General features: G+C 65.0%; 15 protein-coding genes. 8 read left to right on the forward strand and 7 right to left on the reverse strand.

Annotated elements, in window-relative coordinates:
* The first annotated feature begins 109 nt into the window (after positions 1–109).
* Positions 110–2,689 carry a PQQ-dependent sugar dehydrogenase gene (locus tag ACPDIX_RS05985; protein ID WP_423430868.1) on the forward strand — a complete coding sequence of 860 codons (2,580 nt, stop codon included), beginning with the start codon at positions 110–112 and terminating at the stop codon, positions 2,687–2,689.
* 114 nt (positions 2,690–2,803) lie between these two features.
* Here the strand turns inward: ACPDIX_RS05985 and ACPDIX_RS05990 are convergent, their stop codons facing one another.
* From ACPDIX_RS05990 to ACPDIX_RS06005, 4 genes are all read right to left on the reverse strand, one after another.
* Complete coding sequence (locus ACPDIX_RS05990) at positions 2,804–3,646, reverse strand: inositol monophosphatase family protein (protein ID WP_423430869.1); 843 nt, start codon at positions 3,644–3,646, stop codon at positions 2,804–2,806.
* A 233-nt stretch (positions 3,647–3,879) separates the two neighbouring features.
* Entirely contained in the window at positions 3,880–4,470 is a 591-nt protein-coding gene (locus tag ACPDIX_RS05995) for an RNA polymerase sigma factor (protein WP_423430870.1), read from the reverse strand.
* Positions 4,457–4,957 carry a periplasmic heavy metal sensor gene (locus ACPDIX_RS06000; protein WP_423430871.1) on the reverse strand — a complete coding sequence of 167 codons (501 nt, stop codon included), beginning with the start codon at positions 4,955–4,957 and terminating at the stop codon, positions 4,457–4,459. Before ACPDIX_RS06000 ends, ACPDIX_RS05995 begins: the two co-directional genes overlap by 14 nt.
* Entirely contained in the window at positions 4,954–5,277 is a 324-nt protein-coding gene (locus ACPDIX_RS06005; RefSeq protein ID WP_423430872.1) for a hypothetical protein, read from the reverse strand. Before ACPDIX_RS06005 ends, ACPDIX_RS06000 begins: the two co-directional genes overlap by 4 nt.
* A 342-nt stretch (positions 5,278–5,619) precedes the next feature.
* Between ACPDIX_RS06005 and ACPDIX_RS06010 the strand changes: the two genes are divergently transcribed.
* The 3 genes from ACPDIX_RS06010 (at position 5,620) to ACPDIX_RS06020 (ending at position 9,751) form a co-directional block, all read left to right on the forward strand.
* Complete coding sequence (locus ACPDIX_RS06010) at positions 5,620–5,943, forward strand: hypothetical protein (protein ID WP_423430873.1); 324 nt, start codon at positions 5,620–5,622, stop codon at positions 5,941–5,943.
* Between the two features lie 249 nt (positions 5,944–6,192).
* Positions 6,193–7,740, forward strand: coding sequence for a TolC family protein (locus ACPDIX_RS06015; protein WP_423430874.1), 1,548 nt, complete (start codon positions 6,193–6,195; stop codon positions 7,738–7,740).
* Positions 7,741–7,801: 61 nt separating this feature from the next.
* Positions 7,802–9,751: an efflux RND transporter periplasmic adaptor subunit gene (locus ACPDIX_RS06020; RefSeq protein ID WP_423430875.1), complete on the forward strand. Its 1,950-nt coding sequence runs from the start codon at positions 7,802–7,804 to the stop codon at positions 9,749–9,751.
* Between the two features lie 83 nt (positions 9,752–9,834).
* Here ACPDIX_RS06020 and ACPDIX_RS06025 read toward each other — a convergent pair whose 3' ends face one another.
* On the reverse strand, positions 9,835–10,062 hold the full coding sequence (locus ACPDIX_RS06025) for a type II toxin-antitoxin system HicA family toxin (protein ID WP_423430876.1): 228 nt from the start codon (positions 10,060–10,062) through the stop codon (positions 9,835–9,837).
* 352 nt (positions 10,063–10,414) lie between these two features.
* Between ACPDIX_RS06025 and ACPDIX_RS06030 the strand changes: the two genes are divergently transcribed.
* Both ACPDIX_RS06030 and ACPDIX_RS06035 read left to right on the forward strand, forming a co-directional pair.
* Positions 10,415–13,687, forward strand: coding sequence for an efflux RND transporter permease subunit (locus tag ACPDIX_RS06030; protein ID WP_423430877.1), 3,273 nt, complete (start codon positions 10,415–10,417; stop codon positions 13,685–13,687).
* 1,126 nt (positions 13,688–14,813) lie between these two features.
* Positions 14,814–16,895 carry a hypothetical protein gene (locus ACPDIX_RS06035; RefSeq protein WP_423430878.1) on the forward strand — a complete coding sequence of 694 codons (2,082 nt, stop codon included), beginning with the start codon at positions 14,814–14,816 and terminating at the stop codon, positions 16,893–16,895.
* Between the two features lie 468 nt (positions 16,896–17,363).
* Here ACPDIX_RS06035 and ACPDIX_RS06040 read toward each other — a convergent pair whose 3' ends face one another.
* Entirely contained in the window at positions 17,364–17,879 is a 516-nt protein-coding gene (locus tag ACPDIX_RS06040) for an FmdB family zinc ribbon protein (protein ID WP_423430879.1), read from the reverse strand.
* 330 nt (positions 17,880–18,209) lie between these two features.
* Here ACPDIX_RS06040 and ACPDIX_RS06045 point away from each other — a divergent pair, with 330 nt between their 5' ends.
* Both ACPDIX_RS06045 and ACPDIX_RS06050 read left to right on the forward strand, forming a co-directional pair.
* The gene (locus tag ACPDIX_RS06045; RefSeq protein WP_423430880.1) at positions 18,210–19,532 is read left to right on the forward strand and encodes a 3-keto-disaccharide hydrolase; all 1,323 of its coding nucleotides are present in this window, start codon (positions 18,210–18,212) and stop codon (positions 19,530–19,532) included.
* A 13-nt stretch (positions 19,533–19,545) separates the two neighbouring features.
* Positions 19,546–20,886, forward strand: coding sequence for a Gfo/Idh/MocA family protein (locus tag ACPDIX_RS06050; protein WP_423430881.1), 1,341 nt, complete (start codon positions 19,546–19,548; stop codon positions 20,884–20,886).
* A 100-nt stretch (positions 20,887–20,986) separates the two neighbouring features.
* Here ACPDIX_RS06050 and ACPDIX_RS06055 read toward each other — a convergent pair whose 3' ends face one another.
* Positions 20,987–21,901 carry a metallophosphoesterase gene (locus ACPDIX_RS06055; protein ID WP_423430882.1) on the reverse strand — a complete coding sequence of 305 codons (915 nt, stop codon included), beginning with the start codon at positions 21,899–21,901 and terminating at the stop codon, positions 20,987–20,989.
* Positions 21,902–21,917 lie beyond the last annotated feature (16 nt).

Here is a 21,917-nt window from a genome sequence, read left to right on the forward strand (position 1 = left end):
CGTTCTCCGAGCCTGCCTTTTGTCGCTGGCTGCGCTCTCGTGGTTTCCCGGTGCGGACGGTTCCCTGCGCGCGGGTCCGCTGCAGCGGGAACCGAACACCACGCTGCGGATGCCGTTGGTGCCCGGGCGCTTTGGTTACACCCAGGTGGAGGCCTTTCCGGGCCTGGTTTTCACGAACGCGGTGGCCCTGGCATCGCCCCCGGGCGAGACCAACCGGCTGTTTGTCGTGGAAAAGTCGGGTCGGATCGTGGTGATCACCAACCTGGCCCAGCCCACCCGGACCGTGTTTCTGGACATCAGCGCGCGGGTGAGCACCAGCTTGAGCGTCAGCGATGAGCGCGGTTTGTTGGGACTGGCGTTTCACCCGGGCTACGCCACCAACCGGTATTTCTTCGTGTTTTACACCGGGCCGGCCACCACGGCGGTGCCGGGCGCGGTCAACGCCCTGCACGACATCCTGGCGCGGTTCCAGACCCGGTCCGACGATCCCAACCGGGCCGATCCCACGTCCGAAGTCCGCCTGCTGGTGCAGTACGATCAGGCGAACAATCACAACGGGGGCGACCTGCACTTCGGCCCGGACGGTTACCTCTATGTCTCGCTGGGAGACGAGGGGGGAGCACACGATCGCTACGACAACAGCCAGCGGATTGACCGCGACTTCTTTGCCGGCATCCTGCGGATTGACGTGGACCAGCGGCCGGACAGCCTGCCGCCCAACCCGCATCCGGCCGTGGCCGGGCATTACGCGGTGCCTCCGGACAATCCTTTCGTGGGCGCCACCGAGTTCAACGGCCGGCCGGTCAACCCGGCACAGGTCCGCACCGAGTTCTGGGCCGTGGGCCTGCGGAATCCCTGGCGGATGGCGTTCGACCCGGAGACGGGCCGCCTGTTCTGCGGCGACGTGGGCCAGTCCACGCGCGAAGAGGTCAACCTCATCGAACGGGGCGGCAATTACGGTTGGAGCTATTTCGAAGGCAACTTTCAGCGGACCAACAGCGCGTGGATTCCCGCGGGCTTCCGGCATGCACGACCCCTGGTGGATTACGGCCGGTCCCTCGGCTATTCCGTGACGGGCGGAGTGGTCTATCGCGGTCACCGATTTCCGGACCTCCACGGTGCCTATGTCTTTGGCGACTACGGCAGCGGGCGGATCTGGGCGCTGAAGAGCGACGGAACGAACGTGATCGAGAACCGGTTCCTCTTCCAAAGTCCTCTCGGCGGACCGTTCAACGCCGGCGGCATTTCCTGCTTCGGCACCGACCCGCGCAACGGGGACATCCTGTATGTGGACCTGCGGTTCGGCACCAACTCGGTCATCCGGCGCATCGTGTACAACACCAACTTCGTGGGGGAACCCATCCCGCAGACGCTGGCCGAAACCGGGGCGTTCGAGGACCTGGTCACCCTGCGACCGGCTGCGGGTGTCGTGGCGTATGATCTGAACCTGCCGTTCTGGTCGGACGGTGCCTCCAAACGACGGTGGTTTTCCGTGCCGGACCCGGGACGCACGATCGTGTTCCATCCCACAGAGCCCTGGCGTTTCCCGCCAGGGACGGTCTGGGTGAAACATTTTGAACTGGAGTTGACCAACGGCCTGCCCGCATCGGCGCGGCGGTTGGAAACCAGGCTGTTGGTCTTCGACGGTCAGAACGGTTACGGAGTCACCTATCGCTGGGGCGAATCGCCGGCCGACGCATCGTTGGTCCCGGAGGAGGGGCTGGACGAGACTTTCGTGATCTACAACACCGACGGCACGGTACTGCGGACCCAGCTGTGGCACTACCCCAGCCGGGTGGAGTGCCTGCAGTGTCATCGAACCTCGGCCGGTTTCGCCCTCGGCTTCAACACCCCGCAACTACACAAGCCTCACGATTACGACGGGGTGGTGACCAACCAGATCCTTGCCCTGGCTGAGGCGGGATACTTCAGCAACCCGCCCACTTCAACCACCGGATGGCGCGCCCTGGCCCGGCCGGAGGACGAAACTGTCAGCGTCGAATACCGTGTCCGGTCCTGGCTGGCGGTCAACTGCGCCCAGTGCCACCATCCGGGAGGTGTCCAGATGGCCCGCTGGGACGCGCGACTCTTCAGACCCACGGCCGAGGCAGGACTCCTGAACGCACCCCTTTTCCACGGCCGGGAAGAGGACGATCAAAGGTTGGTCGTGCCTGCCGAGCCGTCCCGGTCGGAACTCCTGCGCAGGGTCTCCATCCGGGGCCCTGGTCAGATGCCGCCGATCGCCACTTCGCTCGTGGACGGCCAGGCCGTCGCGCTGTTGACACTCTGGATCCGCGACGAACTGGCCGGTTGGGAATCGTGGGAAGCATGGCAATCGCGCTGGTTTGGCGATCTGCCCGGGCTGGAAGCGGCACCGGACGCCGATCCGGACGGCGACGGCGACCCGAACGCGCTCGAGTATCTCGCGGGTACGAGTCCCGGCAACCCGGCCGAACGATGGGTCTTCGCGGCCGAACTTCGCGGGGACGGCCGCGTGTGGTTGCGAATCTGGCAGCCAGCCAATCGGGCCGTGCGACTGGAGTCCGCATCCGACCTCGAACCGCCGGTCACTTGGAGCCCCGTGGAACTGGAAATCATTCTCTTCCCGGCGACGGGTCGCTGGCTCGAGCTGCCGGTCGGCACGGGAGGCTCGACACGATTCTACCGCGCAGCTCTGGAAGCACCGTAAAGCACGGACGCGCGACTGACCGGCTTCCCAGACCGCCGGGGCCGGGACACGAAACCGCCGGCGGTGCCGCGGGGCGAATGCTTCATCCGGGACTGACGCCCCGCCCGGCCGCACTCAGCGGGGGCGGGGCAGGAGCCCGTCCAACAGACCGTTGCTTGCCACCATCGCGTAGGCTTCGCGACCCGTGTGGCCGCGTGACCAGGGCCGCGTCCAGAACCTCCCGCCGGCGCATTCGACCAGCAGCCCGCCCGCGGCAATGTCCCAAAGACGCACCTGCCGTTCGATGTAGGCGTCGAACCGCCCGCAGGCCACGTAGGCCAGTCCCAACCCCGCCGATCCCATGATGCGGACCTTGCGCGCCCGGCGCGCCAGCCAGGCGAAGTAGGGCAGGGACTTCTCGAGGTTGGAACGGGTCTTCGAAAACCCGATCGTGATCATCGCCTCTTCCAGTCGGGCGATCCGACTGACCCGAATGACCCGACCGTTCAGCCGGGCGGGTTCACCCCGGATGGCCGTCCAGAGTTCGTTCACGAACGGATCGTGGATCACTCCCACAACGGTGGTCCAGGGCGAGGCCCCGCACGACCGCGGCCATTCCGGCGGTATCAGCGAAGTCCGCGCCTGCAACGCAAGGCACACGCACGCATGCGGAATGTTGTGTGCAAAGTTCACCGTGCCGTCGATCGGATCCACGACCCAGCGCAGCCCGGTCGCTGTCGCCTCGGACGATCCCTCCTCGCCCACGACCGGGATTTCCGGAAAGGCCCGTTGCAGCTGACGTTGAATCCGTTCCTGCGTGCGCACGTCCAGCTCGAGTTTGATGTCGTGATGCGTGGCAAGCTGGACCGCCTTGGTCGCGTGCAGGTGCCGGCGCAACTGCTCGCCCGCACCCACGGCGGTTTCTTCCGCCACCTTCAGGACGGACCGCAAAAACTTGAGTGACAGTGTGCCCTGCATAAGCGTTTCTGGTAACCCGCCTCCCCGGCAGGCTTCCCCGTAGGCACACCCATTCTCCGGGACAACGCAAGCCAAATCTACCGGTCCCTGTCCCTTGGATGCGTGCGGACGACACCCGGACCCTGAAAGGCTGGAGGTGGCGGTCTTCCAGTTCGTGGGCGGAGATCTGCGAGTCCCCTGGCCGGGGGCGGCATCTCTCATGCAACCACGCCACCGGCAGGCGGGGGGCACAATCAAAGCCACGCACGCAACCGGTCACGAAGGATCTGCCGCGCCCGGTAAAGCCGGGACTCCACCCCTTTGGTCGTCGTGCCGAGCACACGGGCCGCTTCCGCCCGGGACAACCCTTCCCACTCGCACAGCACCACCACCTCCCGCAGCTGCGGCGGCAGTTCGGCGACCGCGCGGCGCACGGCCTGGATGCGCTCGCCCGACATCAACTGCTCGGCCGGATCGGGGATCGAATCGGACACCGTGCGGACCGGATGGACGGCGTCCCGACCGTCACTCTCCAGCGGATCCCATGGCACCGTGGGATGCCGTTGGCGCCAGCGCAACCGGTTCCGCGCCAGGTTGGCAGCAATCGTGTACAACCACGGAACGAAACGATCCGACGCTCGAAACCGGCTCCGGGCCCGGTACACGCGCACGAACACTTCCTGCGCCAGGTCCAGTGCGTCCTGCGGATCCTGCACCAGGCCCAGCAACAGACGATGGACTCCCGGCGCATGGCGTTCCATCAGCTCGTCCAGGGCCGCGTCGTCGCCACGGGCCAGCCGTTGCATGGCACGGCGGTCGAGTTCGTCCGTGTCAACGGTGTTCATGAACACCGGAGGATTCCAAGGCCATGGCCCGTTCGGTGGCTTCGTGGCTCCCCAGGGTCAGCCGGAGCATCTCCGCAAAATAGCGGCGTCCCTGGTCGGGCGGCATGGCCCGGCTGACCTCCTCGAAATGCCGGAGCATCGCCACCTGGCACTCGGCTCGCAGGGCCGCAAGCTCACGAACCAGTTCCGCCGCACGCGGTGTGAAACCGCCGCTGTGGCTCAACTCCGATTCCAGCTCGGCCTTCTTGGCCGCAATGCGCGCGCACCATTCGCGGCAGACCGGCAGATAGCCCTCGTGAAGACGGCGGATGCGGCTCATCTCCTCCTGCCCGAGGCGAAACTCCCGCCGCAGCCACGCCAGGTCGTCCTGGGGATGGCTCCAGCGCTCGGCCGACAAACGCGCCGTCCAGCGGGCGGTCAGGAAAAACAGGCCCACCGACAAAACCACCGCGCAGGTGACGATCCAGGCGGCAATCCGGTTGTTCATGGCCAGGGAGGCAAGGGGCTGACCACGGTGACGTACCGATCTCGCGCCAGGCGTTCCGACCACTGCCACCCCTGCACCAGGCCCGTGGCGGCGCCTAGAAGCGACACGAGTGCCAGCGTCGCAAAGGCGCGGCGCGGCTCCACCCACATCCATGCCAGCCGAACCCACCAGGGCGGGGAGGACTCCGTGGTCTCTTCGCTCTGCTCGATTCGCCGCCATACCGATGCTCCGAATCCGTCCGGAAGCCGTGCCTCCGGACGCGCCGAGCGGAGCAGCTCACTCAGATCCGCCGCATCGTCCCTTTCGTGTTTGCTTTTCATTGTTCCGACCAGTTTGTTCCACCGCACGGTCAACCCGGGCCGCGGCTTTGCCGATCCCGTTCAACCCTCGGTCCGCACCATCGGGGTCGGCCATATCGTCCCGTGACGCGCGGCTCTGTCCACTCCATTCTACCCCGATTCCGCGGACATCCCGCACCAACTTGAACTTCATCGTCAGCCAACCTCCCGCGCTCAACCCGGGCTGCGACACCTTTGGCCGTCCTGGAGGCAAAAAGTGTGAGGGGTCCGCACCGGATCGGTGTAGAATGGCTTGATGACCGGTGTCGGCCCGTGAAGATCGGCCGACCCGCGCAACCACCAGAAGCAAACAGGAGACTGGTCATGATGAAAACCATCCGGTGGACAGGTGCTGCGATGGCAGCGTGTCTTGTGGCGTGGGCAGGTGTCGGATGTGGTTCCGGCTCCGGCACCGGCGAGGCGACAGCCTCGGCCAAACCCTACCCGCTCGACGTGTGCATCGTGTCGGGCGAAAAACTCGATGACCACGGCGGGGCTTACACATTTGTGCACGCGGGCCAGGAGATCAAGCTCTGCTGCAAGGACTGCCTGAAGGACTTCCAGCAGGACCCTGCCAAGTACCTGGCCAAACTCTCCGGCAACGCTGCCGCATCCGAAGGGCAGTCGGCCGGAGGACACCAGCACTGAGGCGGTCGCGGCGCGGGACGATTCGCCGCGCGCCGCGGGATCTAGCAAGTGCGAGTGACCAACCCGGCGTCTCCGTCCGGGCAGGGGGTGTATTGCCCTGCGGCCAATGCGCGGGCAGATGTTTCGGCTGGGTGGCCGTCGCTGGGCCGGGAAACGCCCGGCCAGGCAAGGTCTTTGAATCGTCAAGCCAACCAGGCCGGGGCAGGGGACAGCCAATGCAAGACCCGTTCTGGTCAACCGCAAACTGCCATGCGAAAGACGGATGGTCATGAATCCGACCTGATCTGCCCAACCGGGCCGGGAAAGACCGGCGAGAGCGGTGCCCCCGACTTGAACGGCAGCAGAGTCTCCGCACGACTCCAGCGGACCTCCGGCCAGAGTCCCTCTCTTCGCCGGCGGGAGGCCGTTCAACCCCGACCAGTGGCCCGCCTCGACAGGCTGTTGTGGCTGCTGGCCGGAATGGGACTTCTGGCATGGACCGGCTGCCGGGGCATCCCCGCGGCCCGCGAATCGCAGCTCCGCAACGACCTGGCCACTGTGACGGACGTCTACCAGCCGGGACGGGATCGGCAAACCCTTCCGACCCTCGACGGCGAAGCCGGCCTGCAGAGCTACCTGGCGCATGCCATGCTCAACGATCCGCGGGTCCGGGCGGCCTACTTCGATTGGGCGGCTTCCGTGGAGCGCGTGACGCAGATGCGGTCGTTACCGGATTTGCGGCTGACCTTCCAGATGGACATTGGTGAAATCGTTTCGGCGGTCATGCCCGGGCTGATGCAGGAGTTCCCCGGACCCGGCAAGCTGCGGCTTCGCGCAGAAGCGGCCACGGCCGAGAGCGAGGCTCGTTACCAGCGATTTGTGGAGGAGGTTCTCCGCGCGGCCTACCGGGTCAAGCAGGCGTACTATCGGTTGTATTTCCTGGAAGACACCTTGCGGGTCAATCGTGAGATGCTGCGCCTGTTGGCCGAGCTGGAAACCATTGCCCGGGCCCAAAACGAGGCGGGCAAGGTGACGTTGCAGGACGTGCTGCGCGCCCAGATTGAACAGGACCGCATCCAGACCGAGATCGAAAACCTGGAGGACTCGCGCCATCCGCTCATCGCGCAGTTCAAAGCCGCGCTCGGACTGCAGGCCGATGCGCCCGCGCCACCCTTGCCGAAACGCTTCGAGTCCACACCGCTGGATCTGGACGCGGACCGGCTGCTGGCCCGGGCTTACGAGCTGAACCCGCGCCTCAAAGCCATGGCCGCGGAAGTGGCCCGGGCCGAGGCGTCGTTGCGTCTGGCCTACAAGTCGCGTGTGCCCGACTTCAGCGCGGGGGTGATGGCCGATGCCAAAGCCGCGCCGGTGATGGTCCGCCCGGCTGTGGGCATGACGCTGCCCATCTGGCGCGACAAAATCGCGGCTGAAATCGCACAGGCACAGGCCGAGAAGGGTGCCGCCGAGGCACGGTTGAGCGCCGAGGAAATCACCCTGGCGGTGGCCTTTGCCGAACGCATGTTCAGTTACCGGGAGAGCGAGCGCAACCTGAAGCTGCTTCTACAGAGGCTCATTCCCAAGGCGCGCCAGTCTCTGGAAGTGGCCCGGGCCGGTTACCTGGCCGGGCAGATCGACTTCTTCAACCTGATCGATGCCGAGCGCACCTTGCTGAATTTCCAATTGGCCGAGGTGGACGCCCGTTTGCAGCGAGAACTCGCATTGGCAGAGCTGTCGCTGGTGATCGTTGGCATCACCCCTGAAGGTGCACCGGTGTTGTCGTCCAGGAGCGCCTCCGATTTTTCGCCCGAAGCTCAATGAGCAAATGTGCCCCGGACATGAGAGATGCCCGCTTCGGCCCGAGACGAACATTGACCAGATCATGAAAGCGCTGAAACTCCTTGCAATCATCGTCCTGCTGGTCGGAGCCGCTTTGGGCGGCTATTACCTCGGCACACGCTCCGGCCCGGGCACGGCTCGGGCGGAGACAGCCGGCCGGGCGGAAGGCAAGACCCTTTACACCTGTGGCATGCACCCACAGGTCATCCAGGACCGCCCCGGTAACTGCCCCATCTGCGGCATGAAACTTACCCCCATCCGCAAAACGGCCCCGACCGGAACGACAGGCGCCAAAGGCGAGCGCAAGATCAAATACTGGCGGGCGCCCATGGACCCGACCTACATCTCCGACAAACCCGGCAAGTCCCCCATGGGCATCGATCTCATCCCGGTCTACGAGGACGAGGAACCGGGCGGCTCCACGATCGTCATTGATCCCGTGACGATCCAGAACATGGGCATCCGCACCACCGTCGTCACCAACGGCCCGCTCCGGCGCACCATCCGGACCGTAGGAATCATCGAACACGACGAAACCTCCCTTGCCGACGTCACGGTCAAATTCCGGGGCTGGATCGAGAAATTGTACGTGGATTACACAGGTGCGCAGGTGCACAAGGGAGATCCCCTCTTTGAAATCTATTCACCGGAACTTTATTCCGCACAGATCGAATATCTGCTGGCTCTGGAAGGCCTCTCGACCCGGGATCCCGGCAGGGAGGCGCTGCGGCAAACCGCGCGGCTGAAGTTGGAATACTGGGATATCAGCGAGGAACAGATCGCCGAGCTCGAACGCACACGCAAGCCCAGGAAAACCCTCCGGGTGGTGGCCCCCATTGACGGGTTCGTCCGGGAGAAAAACGTCGTCGAAGGCGAGATGGTGCAGCCGGGACAGAGACTGTACCGGCTGGCGGATCTGAGTATCGTCTGGGTACACGCACAGGTGTACGAACAGGATCTGCCGTTCATCGAGCTCGGCCAGGAGGCGCTGATGACCCTGTCTTATCTGCCCGACCGCAAATTCCGCGGCCGCGTCACCTACATTTATCCGAACCTGGACGAAAAAACTCGGACCCTGCGCGTCCGCATGGAGTTCCACAACCCGGGTTTCTTCCTCAAACCGGGCATGTATGCCCGGGTCGAGCTGACCCGTGAACTCGATCCGGTTGCTCTGCTGGTGCCCGAGTCGGCCGTCCTGCGCAGCGGCACACGCAACACCGTCTTCGTGGCCCTCGGCGGCGGCAGGTTCGAGCCCCGGCAGGTCCGCTTGGGGCCCAGGGCTGAAGACGACATGGTACAGGTCTTTTCCGGTTTGCTGCCGGGCGAACGAGTCGTCGTGTCGGGCCAGTTCATGCTCGACTCCGAGAGCCAGTTGCGCGAGGCCCTGCAAAAGATGCTCGAACCCGAGCAAACCGGGCCGGCGCCCATGGCCATGCCCGGCATGACCAACATGCCCGCCCAGCCAGCCCCGGCTGCCACCCCGCAGGCGGAGAAGCTGATCTACATCTGCCCCATGCCCGAACATGTGGCCATCGAGTATGATCATCCCGGCCAATGCCCCATCTGCGGCATGACCCTGGTGCCGGTCTCGGAGGCCCTTCTCGAGAAGATACATCCCGGCGGCACGGTCGAGTACTACACCTGCCCGATGTCCGAACACGCCGACGTGAAGCTGGACAAACCGGGCAAGTGCCCGCGTTGCCGCATGACGCTCATCCCGGTCATGGGAAAACCGAAGCCGCCCGCGCCGGAACCCTCCGCCAGGCCGCAGCCGCAGGACCAGGCCACCGCGGCGCCCATGCCCACGCTCTACACATGCCCGATGAAGTCCCACGCCCATGTCGTGTCGGACAAACCGGGCAAATGCCCCGAGTGCGAAATGGACCTGGTGCCCACCTCGACCGTCGAGCACGGCAAGATTGTCGAGGAACACTGGCGCAAGGCGCATCCGCCTGCCGGGATGGATCCACTGTCCGACCGCCACGAACACTGACCTGCATCCGCCGTGTCCACCCGCCTCACCACACAACTTGCAGGCGCAGGCCAACCGCAACGGCGGTCCCGGCCCGCCCCCAATCAGAGGGCGTCCCTGAATTCGTCCATGCTCACCTTGGCGGTCTGCAGGGCACTCCGCAGCGTCCCCGCCGCGAGCTCCGAATGCATGGGAATCACACAGCCCACCTCGCCGGTCGGCGTGCGCTTTTTCAAGACCACATGCGTGCCGCGTTGGCGGTCCATGGAGAATCCCGGACGTTGGAAGGCCCGCACTGCTTCCTGTCCGGAAACAATGGGCAGTCCAGGCATGAGTCAGCTCGAACTGGATCACTGTGGCAGGTTTCGGCAGCGCCCGGGGGAAGGATTCGAGGTAGAGCCGGGTGGCCTCCTTCAAACTGGCCAGTGCCTCGTCCTCCGTTTTTCCCTGCGAGGCGACCCCGGGTTCCGGACATTCCGCGACCAACCAGTCGGTCTGATCATCCCGATAGATGACCGCCGTGAGCTTCTGCATACCGTTATCTTAGTCCGCCTCGCCGTCGCGGCCGGACCAGACCATCGTCCGCCGCGTGCTGCCCCGGGCCCGGCGACGCCGAGCTATGCGCTCCGCCGTTGCCGCGGCCCGGCCTTCCACCCCACCCATGGAAACCTTCGCTGACACGTCATGCTCCAACGCATCATAGACTTCTCGCTGAAGAACAAGTTCCTCGTGCTGGTGACCACGCTGGCCCTGATCGTGGGTGGCGTGTACGCGATACGCAACATTCCCCTGGACGCCATTCCGGACCTTTCGGACGTCCAGGTCATCATTTACACGGAATACCCCGGCCAGGCCCCGCGGATCGTCGAGGACCAGGTCACCTATCCAATCGCCACCAGGATGCTGGGGGTGCCTTATGCAAAGGTGGTCCGGGGATACTCGTTCTACGGCTTTTCGTTCGTCTATGTGATTTTTGAGGACGGCACGGACCTCTATTGGGCACGAAGCCGCGTGCTGGAATACCTCGGCGGGCTGACCGGCCAACTGCCCCCGGGAGTGACAGCCACGCTCGGACCGGACGCCACCGGCGTGGGCTGGGCGTTCATGTACGTCCTGGAATCGGACCAACGGGATTTGTGGGAACTGCGCAGTTGGCAGGATTGGCACATCAAATACCAGCTTCTGGCAGTGGACGGTGTGTCCGAGGTCGCATCCGTGGGCGGGTATGTGAAGCAATATCAGGTGACGGTCGATCCCGAAAAGCTCCGGGCCTACAACCTCTCTCTTGCCGACGTCAGTCGCGCCATCCAAGGCAGCAGTGGCGAGGTCGGCGGCCGCTCGATCGAGCTGGCCGAGCGGGAATACATCCTCCGCATCAAAGGATATGTGCAGGACCTGGAGGCATTGCGGAAGGTTGCCGTCGGGGTTGGCCCTGACGGCGTGCCCATCCTCCTCGGCCAGGTCGCCGATGTGCAGTTCGGGCCCGAGATGCGCCGGGGCCTGGCCGAGCTCAACGGCGAAGGCGAAGTCGTCGGCGGCATCGTCGTCGTCCGCTATGGCGCCAACGCCTACAAGGTCATCCAGGACGTCAAGAAGCAGCTTGACCACGCGATGAAATCCCTGCCGCCCGACGTGAAATACAAGATCGTCTATGACCGCAGCGCGCTGATCGACCGGGCCGTCAGGACGCTGGAGGAAAAGCTCATCGAGGAGAGCATCGTTGTCGCCCTGGTCTGTGCGGCCTTCCTTTTGCATCTGCGAAGCGCCCTGGTGGCCATTGTCATTCTGCCCATCGCCGTGCTGATTTCCTTTTTGATCATGTTCGGGCAGGGAATCAGCTCGAACATCATGTCCCTGGGTGGCATCGCCATCGCCATCGGCGCCATGGTGGATGCCGTCATCATCATGATCGAGAACGCCCACAAGCACCTGGAGCATGACCAGGGCAGGAAACCGCATTGGCAGATCATCCGCGACGCGTCGATCGAGGTGGGCCCGACCCTTTTCTATGCCCTTCTCGTGATCACGGTGAGCTTCCTGCCGGTGTTCACCTTGCAGGAACAGGAGGGCCGCCTCTTCAAGCCTTTGGCATACACCAAAACCTACTCGATGGCTGCCGCGGCCGTGTTGTCCGTGACGCTGGCCCCAGTCCTCATGGGCTACTTTATTCGGGGGCGAATCCCGCCGGAGGAAAAGAATCCCGTCAACCGGCTCCTGATCTGGCTGTATCATCCTCTCATTGACCTCATCATTCGCTGGCGCTGGATCGTCATTGCAGCCGCGGCAGGCCTCGTGATCTGGACCTTCCTGCCGACCAACCGACTTGCCGCCCGGTTCCTTCCCGACGGCCCGCTGAAGGAACTGGTCTTCAAGCTGGGAGGGCTGTTCCCCTTCCAAAACATCGGGTCCGAATTCATGCCGCCGCTGTATGAAGGCGACCTTCTCTACATGCCCACCACCTTCCCGGGCATTTCCATCACCAAGGCCCGGGAGCTGTTGCAGCAGACCGACAAGATCATCAAGAGCTTTCCCGAGGTGCACCACGCCTTCGGCAAGATCGGGCGGGCGGAGACCGCCACCGATCCCGCCCCGTTGGACATGATCGAAACCACGATCATGCTCAAGCCCGAGGAGGAATGGCCCGAGGTGGACATCAAGGATGCCGAGGGCAGGGTGATCGCCCACCGCCGCCGCACGCCCGATGAGCTGGTGGACGCACTCAACCAAGCCATCCAGTTCCCCGGCCTGGCCAATGCGTGGGCCATGCCCATCAAAACCCGCATCGACATGCTCTCCACGGGCATCAAGACGCCCGTGGGCATCAAGGTGGCGGGGCCGGATTTGCGCGAGCTGCAGCGCATCGCCTCGGAAATCGAGGCCGTGGTCAAGCAGGTGCCCCACACCACCAGCGTCTATGGCGAGCGCGTCATGGGTGCCACCTACGTCGAGGTCGAGATCGACCGCGACGCCATCGCCCGTTACGGATTGAGACTGGCCGATGTTCAGGAAGTGCTATCGGTTGCGCTGGGCGGCAAAGTCTTGCTGACCACCGTCGAGGGATTGGAACGCTATCCGATCAACCTGCGCTACAACCGGGACTACCGCTCGGACATCGAGACCTTGGAGCGCGACATTGTCATTCCGACCCCCACCGGTGCGCAGGTGCCGCTGGGCCAGCTGGCTTCGCTGCGGATCGTGGAGGGGCCGCCCTCGATCAAGAGCGAGGCGGCCGTTCCCAACGCATGGGTTTACGTGGATATGCACGGCATTGACGTGGGCACGTACGTGCAAATGGCCATGCGCGCCGTGAACGAGGCGATTGCCAATGGCACGATCAAACTCCCGACCGGTTACAGCATCTTCTGGAGTGGCCAGTACGAATACATGCTGCGGGCCAGGCAACGCCTGATGATTGTGGTGCCCCTCACCCTGCTGATCATCATCATGATCATCTACATCAACACCGGCTCACTCATCAAAACGGCCATTGTCATGCTGGCCGTGCCGTTCTCGCTGATCGGGGCTTTCTGGGGACTGCACCTGCTGGACTACAACCTGAGCGTCGCTGTCTGGGTGGGGATCATCGCACTGGCTGGTCTGGATGCTGAAACGGGGGTGGTGATGCTGCTTTACCTGGACCTAGCCTACGAGCAGTGGAAGAAGGAGGGCCGTCTGACCAGCCTGGCCGCCCTGCGCGATGCCATCTATCACGGCGCGGTCAAGCGCGTCCGCCCCAAAGCCATGACCGCCACGGTCATCATCGCCGGTCTGATGCCCATCATGTGGAGTCATGGGGCCGGTGCCGACGTCATGAAACGCATCGCCGCACCCATGATCGGCGGCGTCATCACCTCCACGATCATGGAGCTTCTGGTCTATCCCGCGATCTACTACGTCTGGCGTTCCAGGGAGATCCGCGAAGTCACGGCGTCTGCCGATCATCAGGGCGGAAAGTGAGACCGGACATTGCGCCCGAGCCCGACGGCCATCTGCCGGCGGCGTCAGCAGCCCTGGCTGGCTCCCGCTGCGTCCACGTGATCGCCAGCACCCTGCGGTTGCGAAGGGCTGGCTGACATTGCTTCTGGCGCCCGGCGTGCAAGCCCACCACACTGCCGCGCGACCCGGTCCTGCCCGGTTCAGGCCAGGGCCGTTTCCATGCCGGCCATGCACAGCCCGGACCCTCGCCTGTCTTCACACCGGTGTGCTCTGAACCACCTGCCTCTTGTGCACCGGCCACCGACAAAGCCTGCGGCGAAGGTCGCGCAGGCCGCGTCGTAACGCCAACGCCGGAAAGAGCGACAGCCCGCCCGTAGCGCAGGCTGTCAGCCCGCCCCGCGGCATCTCGTCCGCGCAGGATCAGCGGTGGCTTCGCCTGATGGCTGTCCTGAACTCGGAGACGCCAAAGGCCGTGGAAAGAAGGGCCGATGAAGGGGAAGAGATGGCTCCACTCGGGCCGCTGGCCCATCGTGACGCCGACGAGGAGCGCAACCGCCGCGCCGAACAGCGTAAAAAGGATGCCCGAGCGGGGAAACACGGCGGCCATCCTGTCACAGGCCTTTCGCTTGTGATGGAGCTGTCTGTGGAGGATGGCTGTGCGGCCTTCGCATGGGTCGCGGCAACGACAGGTGAAAACCTCGCTGGTGCATTTCCGTCAAAGACCGCGACAGCACGACTTGTGGATGGCCACCGCTTCAATCATCGGATGGTACGGGATTCCATGATACGCGCAGAGGCCGTGAGGGAGGACGGGACGTGTCTTTCGCAAGCCGCGATGCTGGAGGACGGCCCTGCCCGGGTTGGGCCAAGGCTGAAGTGTGGCCGGTGGAAATGGGTTGAGGAAGCCGGGGGCCGGTGCGGAGCCGGCGCGAAGGGACGCTGGGCAGTGCTGGACGGCCAAAGCGCGCATGATCGAACCTGCTGCACTTGCGTGGGCGGACCCGGGTCGTGATGGGCCTGGCGGGATTGCCCGTGGCCGGGCGCAACGGGTTCAAACTGGACGCTTGACAGGCTTGTGCGGTCGGACTAGAAGGTCTGCGACAAGCCAGAGTCACGACAACCATTCACCAAACTTCTGGATCCTCCCATGAAACGGACTTCTTGCTGTTCCGTCGGCGCGTCGGGTGTGTCTGGTTTTCGCGGATTGCGACGTTGTGTGTGGTGGTTGAGCGGGTGGTTGGGGTTGACGGGCCTTGGTGGGGTGGGTTGGGCACAGGGGCAGATCGAGGAGAGTTTCGATGCGTACACGGATGCCGGGCAGATGATTGCGGCAGGGTGGCGATTGTCGGCGTTGAACCCTGCATTGGTGACGACGACGTTCGTGGAGCACGACCAGGGGCGTGCCCTCCGGTTGCGTGCGAGTCCGGTTCCGGGGACGGCGCCGGCGGTGGGGATGTGGTACCGGACCAACGAGTACACGGATTTTTACGTGGCGGTGGACCTGGTGGACTGGCCGGGGACGGACAAGAATCAGGCGGTGGTGTTGTTCGGGCATCTTACGGACGCGACCACGGGGACGGTGCACGAGAACGTCAATCCTGCGACGGCGCAGGGGGTGATTTGTAATTACGACACCTCACAGTACGGCGAGGGACCCACCGACCGGCGTCAGGGGCAGTTCCAGATCAACGTGGTGAACGCGGGTTTCCAGGCGCGGACGCTGGCCGTGGCCGAGGTGACACTGGAACCCGGTCGGTCGTACCGGCTGACGTTCGAGGGGCGGGGCAATCATTACACGGCCCGTTTGTATGACCATCACGATTTGACGCGCCCGATGGTGGTGTTGGAGGCGGAGGATTACTCGTTTTACACGGGGGCGTGCGGTTTTCTGGGCTTCAGCCGGCAGGGCAACGAGGGGACGGTGGACCTGACGGTGGACAACTACTTCTGCGGTCGGGCGGATCCGCATGCGCAGGAGGCGCCGGTGATGGTGCATCCGGTGAGTGGGACACCCCAGGTGATTGCGCGGCATCCGACGAATCGGTTCACGAACTTTCATCCGGCGTCGGAGGGGATCCGCTTCACCGTCTCGACGTTTTCGGACCATCCGGTGGACGTGGCGGCGACCCGGCTGTTCCTGAACGGGGAGGACGTGAGCGGGTCGTTGCAACTGTTGTCCGGGGGCGGCTCCACGGTGACACTGGGGACGGTGCCCGGGACGCTTCAGCCGCGCCGGGTGTATGCGGCGCGGATCGAGGTCCAGGACGCGGGCGGCGTCCGGAAGTCGGTTCATACGTTCTGGTTCGACACGTTCGTGGAGGGGGAACTGGAGACCGCGCCGTTCAAGACTGTGGAGTGCGAGGATTACAACTATGAGGGCGGGCGGTTCCAGGCGGATCCGGTGCCGCCGAGCGGCTACACCCCTGGCGGGACACTCGTCAACGGCAACGGTGTGGGGTACTACGATCTGGTGGGCGTGCCGGGCGTGGACTATTCCGACGCCCGCAGCACGCCGGAGGGCGGCTGGAACGATTATCGCACCTGGGACGCGGTGGGGACGTCCACGGGCAACCAGGACGTGAGCGATTTCACCCGCGGGCTGCGGGATCCCCTCCCACCGGAACTCATTCGAGAGAAGTACAGGGCAGTGGGACTGCAGGAGTACGTGGTGGCGCGGACGGAGCCGGGCGAGTGGCTGAATTACACCCGGGTGTTCACCCCCACGAATTACCAGGTGTATTTGCGGGTGGGAAGTTTCGGGAGCACGAAGGCCGAACTGGCCCGGGTGACGAGCGATCCGAGCCAACCGGATCAGACGACGGAACTGCTGGGGCATTTCTGGATTTCGAACAATCTGATGCGCACGCACTTTACGTATGTGCCGTTGATGCGGGACGGGCGGCCGGCGGTGGTGACGTTGTCGGGACAGCAGACCCTGCGGCTCACGATGGCCGGTGTGCCCGGCCAGGACGTGCGGAAGGTGTACCTGAACTACCTGCTGTTCGTGCCCGTGGCGGCCCTGCCGGAGCCGGTGCGGCTGGAGATCCGGCGTGTGGGGAACGAGGTGATCTTGAGCTGGGTGGAAGGTCCGTGGCGATTGGAGAGCACGACGGCTCTGGGTTCCACCCCATGGGAGGAGATCCGTGAAGGCATCGTGTCGGAGGGTGGCGAGCTGCGGTATGCAACCTCGGCGCAGGGGACGCGGTTCTACCGGTTGGTGGCTCCCTGATCGCCGGCCGCGGGTCTGCCGAGGCATGGTGGTCATGGGTGAGCTGCTGGCGTGGTGGTTCGACGCCGGGCCTGCCCGCGTGTTCGATGGCGGTTCGAGGTGGCCTGCGCGGGCAGCTGAGGCGCGGCAATCGATCCGTTGCCAAGGTCCGGTCAGCCTGCGGCAGTCAGGAGGGACAGACCGGGAGGCTGAAAGGTCCGAGGGCCTTGCGGGGGTTGGGAGAGTCGGGTTTTCCCGAGCCACTTTTGGCGCCCGGCCAAGGGCGGCGGCTGCGGGAGGCGTGTCGAGGGGAGGATCCAGCTCGCGTGTGGTGGTTTTCCATCCCTCCCTGTTTGCGTGGCAATGGCGGGCAGCGAGGCTGCCAGGCAGACGTGGCCGGGGATGGGGGAAGAGGGCCGGGGTTCTCCATGTCTGGCGCAGGTGTGGATCGGTCCGGAGGCGCGGGCGTGTCCGGCCGCCGGTGCGGGCTCAGTATTCGTAAAGGCCTTCGTCCCGGGTGTAGCCGCCCATGCCACCGCCGAACTCGTCGTCTTCGCCTTCGGGACCACCGAGGAAATCGCCGAGGACGTCACCCATGTCTTCCTCGATCTTCTCGGGGTCTTCGCCTGCTTCGAGTCGTTTGATGGCCACGTCGAGTTCCTTGGGCACGCTGCCCGGGGGCATGAGGTCCTTCATTTTGCGCATGACGTAGGCCATGTGTCGGGGGTTGTTCTCGTCGAGGTGCTCCATGTCCCGCTCCAGTTCCTGCATGACCCGTTCGACGCGCGGATCGTCGAAGTCGGGCAGATCGGGGCCCGTGTCAGGTCCTTCGGTTTTGGGTTTGGGCTCGGGCACACCTTTGACGAAGGAGAATCGGCTGACCTGCTTGATGAGGTCTTTGTTGCCGCACCTGGGACAAACGGGGGTGCGATCGGGGTTCACCCGTTTGGACAGGAAACTGTAGATCCGCCGGCATTTCGGACAGGCAAACTCGTAAATGGGCATGCGACCAATTCTCCACGCTTTTGTTGAATGAAAACATTCGACCGGGCCTGCGGCCCGCTTCGGGTCCTTGGGGCTGGGGGCCCGCGCGGGGCCTGCAGCCACCGACCCGATGAGACATGTAATCGTCCGCAGGATTCCGGCAACCAAAAAGGAGCGGTCCGGTCCCGGGACGATCGGGGGGCCCGGGGCAGCTGACCAGCAAGCTGGACGGGCTGGAGGAGGGGGTGATCGGCCCGAGGACTTGACGTTTGGTGTGCGGGCTTCTCAGGCTGCGTGCCGGGCTGCCGGAGAGGCGGGGTTCGGATCGGAAGGCCGGGCTGAATGAGCTGGATGCGAAGGAGCATGAGTGGCAGGGGACGATGGTTGTGGGCGTGGCTGCCGTTGGGGGTGGCATGGGTGGGCTGCCGGGCGGTTGGCCCGGGGGCGTCGGAGGCGGAGCCCGGATTCGTATCGTTGTTCGACGGCCGTTCGCTGGAGGGTTGGCAGGTTGTGGATGGGCCGCCGGACGGGTACGTCGTCGAGGACGGGCTGCTGGTGTGCACGGAGCGGGGCGGGAAACTTTATACCACGCGGCAGTACGGGAACTTCATTTTGCGGTTTGAGTTTCGACTGCCGGAGGGTGCGAACAATGGTGTGGCGATTCGCGCGCCGCTGGGGGACGACCCCGCGTACGTGGGGATGGAAATTCAGATTCTGGAGGAGACGGCGGCACTGAAGGGGAAGTGGGGACCATTGCGGCCGGCCCAGTTCCACGGGTCGGTGTACGACGTGGTGCCGGCCCGGCAGGGTGCGCTGCGTCCGCCCGGGCAGTGGAACACGGAGGAGATTCACGTCGAGGGCCGGCAGATCCGTGTGCGGGTGAACGATCAGACGGTGTTGGAGGCGGATTTGAACGACGTACGGGATCCGGAGGTGATCCGGCGCCATCCGGGGATTTTTCGTGAGCGGGGGCACATTGGTTTCCTGGGGCACGGTGATCGGGTGGAATTCCGCAACATTCGTTTGAAGGGGCTTCCGGACGGGCCGGCCGGGCGGACGGAAGGTTTTACGGCCTTGTTCAATGGACGGGATTTGACGGGGTGGCGGGGCTGGGTGGATCCGCGCAAGTGGGCGAAGATGAGCGCGGAGGAGCGTGTCGTGGCGCGGTCGGAGGCGGACCGGGAGATGCAGAGGAACTGGCGGGTGGAAAACGGGGTGTTGGTGTATCGCGGGAAGGGTTATGACAATTTGTGCACGCGCGGGGAGTACGGGGATTTCGAGCTGGTCTGCGAGTGGAAGATCGGGCCGCACAGTGACAGCGGGGTGTATCTTCGGGGGGTGCCCCAGGTTCAGATCTGGGATCCGTACACGCCGCCGGTGGAGGGAGGTCGGGAGGTTGGCTCGGGCGGCCTGTACAACAATCAGCGGCATGCGTCCCGGCCTCTGACGCGTGCGGATCGGCCGGTGGGTGAATGGAATCGTTTTCGGGTCGTCATGGTGGGCGATCGGGTGCATGTGTTTTTGAACGATCAGTTGGTGGTGCGGGATACGGTGTTGGAGAACTACTGGGATCGTGGCCGGCCCGTGCCCGCGCGGGGACCGATCGAATTGCAGGCCCATACCACGCCGGTGTGGTTCCGTGAGTTGTGGATTCGGGAGATTCCCACCCGGTGAAGGGAGGTTGGTCATGAGCAGAGGCAGAGTGACGCGGCGGGAGTTTCTGGGCTGGCTGGTGGCCGGCGCGGCCGGTGGTTTGACCGGTGGGTGTGTGGCGGGGCGGCGGGCCGGGCGTGTTCCGCCGTCCGAGACCATCCTGCACGCGTGCGTGGGTGCCGGGGGGATGGGCGCCAGTGATCTGGAGAGTTTTGCCCACCACGATTTTGTGCGGATCGTGGCCATTGCAGATGTGGACCTGGCTCGGGCCGAGGTTTGGCGCCGGAAGTTCCCTGGGGTGCGGATCTATCAGGACTGGCGGCGGCTGCTGGATCGGGAGCGGGATCTGGACAGCTTGAACGTCTCGACGCCCGACCACATGCACGCGCCGATTGCCATGTCGGCGATGCAGCGGGGGCTTCACGTGTACGTGCAGAAACCCCTGACCCATGACCTTTACGAGAGTCGGCAACTGACGCGGGAAGCGCGCCGGCGCGGCCTGGTCACGCAGATGGGGATCCAGATCCATTCGCTGGCGGAATACCGGCAGGCGGTGCAGATCCTGCGACAGGGGCTGATCGGCAAGGTCCGGGAGGTGCATCTGTGGAGCGACAAGGCTTGGGGCGATCCGGAGCCGTTGCCGGTGCGGCGGGATCCGGTGCCGGAGGGCTTCGATTGGGACGGGTGGTTGGGTGTGGCGGCGTGGCGCCCCTTCATTGGCGGGGGTTATTATCATCCGGCCAACTGGCGGCGGCGCCTGGATTTTGGGACGGGAACCCTGGGTGACATGGGCTGTCACATTTTCGATCCGGTCTTTCTGGGATTGGCTTTGACCGCTCCCCGCAGTGTGCGGTCGGAAGGGCCGCCTCCCAATGCATGGAACTGGGCCAACGACGGGAAGGTCGTGTATGAGTTTCCCGGGACAGCCCATACTGCGGGGCCAACGCTTCGGTTGACCTGGTATGATGGCCGGCAACGACCGCCGCGGGATGTGCTGGCGTTGTTGGAGGAGGATGCGCCGCCGGCTCAAGGTTCGATTTGCGTGGGGACCGAGGGTGTGATGTTGCTGCCTCACATCGGGCGGGCACGACTCTATCCGCGGAAGCGTTTCGAGGGAGTCCGGCTGCCCGAGGCAGAGTCGGCCAACCATTACACCTTGTTTTTGGAGGCTGTGCGGGGAGGCCGGGCGACGACTGCCGGGTTCGATTACGCAGGGCCCCTGACCGAGACCGTATTGCTGGGGTGCGTGGCGAGTCGGTTTCCGCAGACCACGCTCGAATGGGATGCCGGGCGGCTGCGTTTCCGGAATGTGACGGAGGCCAACCGGTTTTTGCGCCGGGCGTACCGTGCGGGATGGGAGGTTTGGGGGTTGTAGGTCCCGCCGCGGCTCGAGGTAACGGACCGTTCGAGACATCTGCGAGGAGGGGAGCCGACGGCAGGCCGCTTGCGGATGGGTGCGATTGCGGCGGCGAGGCTCAGGCGGTTCGCCAGGTGAGGTGGGCGAGGCGTCCGTGGTCGGGATGGCGAGGGTCCAGGCAGCGGAGGTGGAGGTCCATGCCGTCCTGCCCGAGATTTGCTTCCACCCAACCGACGGGGTACTCAGGCCGGAACACGTAGGAGGTGGGCGGCAGGTTCACGAGGTGAATACCGCTGCTGTCGGTGGCGAGGTTCCAGCGGTGGGTATGGCCGAAAACGCAGGCCTTGACCTGGGGCCGCGGCCGCAACACGGCCAACAGGGCTTCGGTATCCTTGAGGCCCGAGCGATTGGGGCCTTCGTCCGGGTGATGGTGGAGGACGATGATGGCGGGACGGCGGCGGCGGGCGTCCAGTGCACGGGCCAACCAGTCCAGTTGTTCCGGGCCCAAAAGGCCGGGGGTCGAAAGGGTTTTGTCCAGCGAATCGAGCAGGAACCAGTTGGCCCGCGGAGAAGGGACCACGGCGCAACAGCGGGCGCGCCAGGGCCGGTCGGGGCGGAAGGCCCACGGAATGGCTTGCAGGAAACGGTCCCGATGATCGTGGTTGCCGAGCAGGAGGTGCACGGGGCGGCCGGACCGGCGCACGGGCCCGAGGAGCGTGAGCAGTTGTTGGTAATCACCGGTTTCGCCCTGGCTGTATGCGAGGTCACCGGCGATGAGGACGTTGGAGGGGCGGGCGGGGGAGGTGAGGATTTCGTTGACGACCGTTTCGAGGTTGGACGCCATCGAGACGCCGTTGTGGAATCGGGCGCGGTCGGCAGCAATGTGGGTGTCTGCCAGCAGGGCCCAGGCGTGAGGGTCCGTGGGGGAGGGACGGGCCCCTGCGAGGGGCCGGCCCAGTCCCCAAGCGAGGCCGCCGTAGAAGAGGTGGCGGAGGAAGGTTCGGCGACTGAGTGGGGGCAATCGGATGGGCATGGGCCGCACGCCGGGA

Origin of the sequence: Limisphaera sp. 4302-co (genome assembly GCF_049537155.1) — a bacterium.
Classification (GTDB): domain Bacteria; phylum Verrucomicrobiota; class Verrucomicrobiia; order Limisphaerales; family Limisphaeraceae; genus Limisphaera.